The 3901-nt window shown below is 40.9% G+C and carries 4 protein-coding genes; all 4 read right to left on the minus strand.

Features of this window, described 5'->3' with window-relative positions:
• Positions 1-861 (minus strand): GTPase HflX (hflX, locus tag ACRCJ0_RS10290; RefSeq protein WP_431390376.1); only part of this gene is annotated, 861 nt, incomplete at its 3' end.
• Positions 862-900: 39 nt separating this feature from the next.
• Entirely contained in the window at positions 901-1851 is a 951-nt protein-coding gene (gene miaA / locus ACRCJ0_RS10295; RefSeq protein ID WP_419971440.1) for a tRNA (adenosine(37)-N6)-dimethylallyltransferase MiaA, read from the minus strand.
• Between the two features lie 19 nt (positions 1852-1870).
• The gene (recN, locus tag ACRCJ0_RS10300; RefSeq protein ID WP_431390377.1) at positions 1871-3565 is read right to left on the minus strand and encodes a DNA repair protein RecN; all 1695 of its coding nucleotides are present in this window, start codon (positions 3563-3565) and stop codon (positions 1871-1873) included.
• Between the two features lie 39 nt (positions 3566-3604).
• A partial coding sequence (locus ACRCJ0_RS10305) for an SAM-dependent methyltransferase (RefSeq protein WP_431390378.1) occupies positions 3605-3901 on the minus strand: 297 nt, incomplete at its 5' end.

Genomic DNA, 3901 nt, shown 5'->3' on the forward strand with positions numbered 1-3901 from the left:
GGCATACGGCGATGACGCATCAATTACAATCAACATCAAATCCACCTGACGACTTTCTTCCAATGTTGAATGGAATGAGTCGATAATTTGTGGTGGTAAATCTTGAATAAATCCTACCGTATCCGTTATGGACATTTGGAAATGATTATTGAGTGAAAATACCCGTGTTAAAGGTGTTAAGGTAGCAAATAATTGATTTTCTTCCAAGGTATCCGCTTGGGTCAAGGCGTTTGTAATTGTTGACTTGCCGGCATTGGTATAGCCAATTAAGCCCAATTGGAAAATAGCGCCCTTTTCCCGGTTCTCACGAGTCCGACTACGGTGCTTCTCTACTTCTTTCAACTCACCCTTGATGCGTTGAATCTCGTTACGAAGCACCCGACGATCTTGCTCAATTTTCGTTTCACCAGGACCTCTCGTCCCAATCCCCCCACCAAGTCTAGATAGGGCATTGTAATTCCCTGCTAAACGCGGTAATAGGTATTCGTTCTGTGCTAAGGCAACCTGTAATTTACCTTCTTTTGATGTTGCCCGCATAGCGAAAATATCCAAAATTAATTGAATACGGTCAATCACTGGGAAATCTACTGCCTGTTGTAGGTTGTTATTTTGTGACGGTGTTAATTGCTGGTAGAAAATGATTAAATCAGCTTCATTTGCATCTGCATGCATGGCCAATTCTTCCACTTTCCCCTTACCAATTAGGGTTCTTGCGTCAAATCTTTCCCGTTTTTGTGAAACGAGTCCAACCACTTCTCCCCCTGCCGTATTCACTAACTCCTCTAACTCCTCAATTTGCATATCAAATTGACGGTCACTAATGTCAGGTGTCTGAACTGCTGCTAATAAAACTTGTTGCATACTTCCTCCTTCTGAACCGAAAATCTGGATAAATACAAATTAAGGCAAGCTAGTCGCATTTAAAAAATCTTCTACTAGCTTTAATACCTGCTGCAAATTCTCAGGATGCGTCACTAAATTTAGCCAATGCGCATCTGTTAATCGATTTCTGATCCATGTTATTTGTCGTTTAGCATACCGTCTTGAATTTTGCTTTAAATCTTCAAGCGCTAATTCAAGTGGCATTTCACCTCGAATATAAGGGAATAATTCCTTATAGCCGATAGCTTTCATTGATTGCTGATCCTCATCTAAGCTTTGCGCCAACAACCATTTCGTCTCTTCAATAAGCCCTTGGTTAACCATATCATCGACCCGCATATTAATTCTTTCGTATAATACTTGTCGGTCCGCATTTAAAGCGATAACCAACAAGTCATAAGGTGACACATGATTTTCATGGGTTTCCGATTGGTCTGAAAATAGCCGGTCCGAAAAAGTCCCAACTTCTAAAGCCCGAATGACTCTACGTAAATTATTGGGATGAATTTGGTCTGCTGCTTTAGGGTCCATGTCAACTAATTTCTGGTAGACTGCTTTATTCCCTCCCATTTGCGCTAACGTTTCCATTTGCGCACGGAACTCAGGATGTTCCAACCCTTTACCACCCAAGGATAAGTCATATATAAACGATTCCAGGTATAAGCCAGTTCCCCCAACTAAGATAGGGACTTTTCCTTTTGCCAGAATAGCCTCCATAGCCGACTTGGCATCCTCTTTAAAGCGGGAAGCTGAGTATTCCTCGTCCACTTTAACATAAGAAACTAAATGATGAACAGCTTGCGCTTGCTCACTTTCAGTCGGTGTTGCTGTCCCAATATCTAGATTTTGGTAGATTTGCATGGAATCACCGTTAATAATTTCGCCATTAAAAGTCTTGGCTAATTTTAAAGATAAACTGGTCTTCCCTACACCCGTAGGCCCAGCAATCACTATCATCTTAGGCTTCATCCACCCACTCCTCCTAGTATTAGCGAAGGTTCGCTTTAAATTGTCGGTCCTCTTCAATTTGTTCAGCCGCTGCTTCCCTGGCAACTGCCGTAATATTAGAACCGGTTAGCATTCTAGCGACTTCGTCTATCCGTTCTTCATTTGTTAGTAATCGTACATTTGTGTATGTACGGTTGTTGTTTTCCTCTTTAGAGATGAACAATTGGTGGTCTGCCATCGATGCCACTTGCGGTAAATGTGTAATACATAATACCTGAGCCTTTAGGGCAATTTCAAACATTTTGGTTGCAATAGCCTGAGCCACACGTCCAGATACCCCCGTATCCACCTCATCAAAGATAATTGCTGTTACCCCTGATGCATTTTGGAAGATAGTTTTCATTGCTAACATCAATCGTGATAACTCCCCGCCTGATGCGACCTTAACAAGCGGCTTAAATGGCTCACCAAGGTTAGTGGCGATCATAAAGGCGACATCATCAATCCCATAGGGTCCTAATTCATCCAAGGCTAACATATCCACGCGGAATTTGGCTTTCTCCATATAAAGCGCCTGCATCTGCCCTTCAATGGCCGTCACTAACCCTGCTGTTACAAATTTTCTACTATTAGATAAATCCTCTGCTAAAGCTAATGCATTTGCTTGCGCTTTTTTTACTGCATCCTTCAATTTTTGTTGATTCGACTCACGGTTTTCAATCTGCTTCAACTCTTCTTTCGCCTTATCCAGATAGATGAGAACGGCTTCAGTATCGTCCCCATATTTACGAGTCAGATTTTTATATACCGCTAATCGTTCAATGATGTCATCTAAACGATTAGGATCATAGTGCAGTTGATCTACTTGGTCTGAAATACTAGAGGCTAAATCCTGTAAGGCGTAATAAGTCCCTGTTGTTTGTTCATAAAAATCACTATAGGTCGTGTCAAAATCACGGATGGTTTCAAGTTCACCAATGACTTGACCGACTAGATCGATAATATTCAAATCAGCATTAGACAGCAAATTATTACTTGCACCTAAAGCATCAGCAATTTTTTGAAAATTTTGCAATTGGTCACGTTCACTAATTAAAGCTTGGTCTTCACCCACTTTTAAATTCGCCGATTCAATTTCATTGATTTGGAATTTTAGTAAATCAACGCGTTGGGCAGCTTCTTGCTCGTTTAGGTTTTGACTATCTAATTGCTTTTTCGCAATTTGATAAGCTGCATAAGCTTCTTGGTATCTAGCTAGTTTAGGCGCAATTTCATGCTTAGCAAAATGGTCTAGCAAATGAATATGATTGCTTGTGTTCATTAAAGACTGGTGCTCATTTTGCCCATGGATATCTACAATGTGTGTCCCTAAAGCCTTGAGCATGCTGACAGTCATGGATACGCCATTAACTTTGATCGTATTTTTCCCATTGGTATCTAACTGACGGACAATCATCAATTGGGCATCATCGAAAGGAATATCATTATCGGCCAACATATTGCGGCCTTCTTCGGATAAATCAGGCATGTAAAAGATCCCTCGAAGGTTAAATCTCTCGCTACCATAGCGAATGAAATCTGTTGACCCACGACCACCAACTAACAAGCCCACAGCATCAATAATAATGGACTTCCCGGCACCTGTTTCACCAGTTAGGACAGTCATGCCTGAATCAAAATCGATTGTTAAATCTTCAATAATTGCAAAATTTTTAATTGTAAGATGCTGAAGCATTTACATCTCTCCCCTTGTCTAACCCTATAGATACCCTCGTTAATGAAACACTGAATGTGCCTCTTCGATCACCGCATCAATATCAATTGCGGTATCAATTTGGCCAGGCTCACCTTCTGTATTCGTTAATAGCATTAAAAACTCTATATTCCCAGTTCCACCAGTAATCGGTGAATAGGTTAAATCTGTAACATCGTAACCAAGTCCGATTGCTGTTTGCATGGTATGTTCAATCACATCTCTATGGACTTTCTTATCCCGAACGATTCCTTTTTTACCAACTTTGTCTTTACCAGCTTCAAACTGTGGTTTCACTAAAGCAGCCACTTGTCCGTT

Source organism: Aerococcus sp. L_32, from assembly GCF_050689315.1.